The 1,605-nt window shown below is 47.6% G+C and carries 1 protein-coding gene; it reads left to right on the top strand.

Features of this window, described 5'->3' with window-relative positions:
• Positions 1-1,257 (top strand): membrane-bound lytic murein transglycosylase MltF (mltF, locus tag AC4MRV_RS22070; protein ID WP_491189407.1); only part of this gene is annotated, 1,257 nt, incomplete at its 5' end.
• Positions 1,258-1,605: the final 348 nt, after the last annotated feature.

Here is a 1,605-nt window from a genome sequence, read left to right as displayed (position 1 = left end):
CGCTTCCGTCCCGGGCCTGCTTACTACTATGTGAGCCAGCAAGTGGTGTACAAAAAAGGCCAGCTTCGCCCTCGCGATGTAGACCAGCTCATCAAGTATCAAGAATCAAAAGATGAGAAAGCCGGAAACGAAGACAGCAATGCAGGAGCAGAGACGCTGCAAATTGTTGAGCAGTCACAATTTGTTCCGACATTAACCGCGCTACAGAAAGAACACCCAGAGCTGCAATTCGAAATTATTGGCGATGCCGATACTCGCGACCTCTTAAAACACGTATCAACAGGTGAGTTGCGTTTTACAGTAACTGACTCGGTAGAACTGTCTTTGGCGCAGCGCCTATACCCAGATTTAGCTTTGGCTTTTGAGCTCACCGAAGACCAACCTGTCTCTTGGTTTACTCGTCGTTCTGAAGATGAAAGCTTGTATGCCATGTTGATCGAGTTCTTTGGCAACATTAAACAGTCTGGTGAACTCGCGACACTCGAAGAGAAATACATCGGTCACATTGAAGCTTTCGACTACGTAGACACGCGTGCCTTTATTCGAGCTTTGGATAACACCCTGCCGAAATGGTCACCACTGTTCCAAAAGTACGGTGAAGAGTTCGACTGGCGCTTGATCGCCGCATTGGCTTACCAAGAGTCCCACTGGAAACCAAAAGCGAAGTCACCAACAGGCGTTCGCGGTATGATGATGTTGACGCTGCCAACCGCTAAGAGTGTTGGGGTTACGGATCGTCTTGACCCAGAACAGTCTGTTCGAGGTGGTGTGGAATACCTGCGTCGTATTGTCGCTCGTGTACCAGATTCCATTAATGAACACGAAAAGATTTGGTTTGCGTTGGCATCTTACAACGTTGGCTATGGTCATATGATGGACGCACGACGCCTGACTAAAGCGCAAGGCGGCGATCCAAACGCATGGGCAGATGTAAAAGAGCGTCTACCATTGTTGCGTCAGAAACGTTATTACAGCCAGACTCGTTACGGTTATGCCCGTGGTGATGAAGCACGTAACTACGTAGAAAACATCCGCCGTTACTATCAATCGATCATTGGCCATGTAAGCCAAAAGCCTGCTATCGACGAGGATACAGAAGACCTGCAGGTTATCCCGCCACTCGATCCTAATCTATTAGTTTCTGGTGCTGTAGAGACCTTGGCTGAACAGGTTTCAGGGGCAGTTGAAGTAACACCACCACCTGAAGAAAATGCCCCTCAAGAAGCAGAGCAAACACCAGTGCCAAAAGCAGAATAAAAACTTCGAAAATAGCGAGCCCTCAGCTCGCTATTTTTTTGAGTCAACAGATCAAGTTATCCAGAATCCAGTCTTTCGGGCTTATCTAGCTTGTGATGTTCATTGGTGCCATACCAATATTAGGCTTGCATAGCAGAGAAGTTCTTTTAGTCACTTCTCCTCAAACTGATGCCACCTTCACCCCTAGGCGTGCCTCATCAGAATGTCATCGATTGATAATAAATCAGACACTTTGCCATGCGAGTGTCGGAGAGTGTGTTCGTTGTCTGCAAGAGGTTCTGATAATGAGAAAACGCAGAGTGCAGTCAAAACGTTTGAATAAGACAGTGGCTGCTAACCGCCGTAAGC

This window comes from Vibrio sp., from assembly GCF_984391705.1.
The sequence above is the reverse complement of the archived record's forward strand: the minus strand, read 5'-3'. Positions and strand labels throughout refer to the sequence as shown.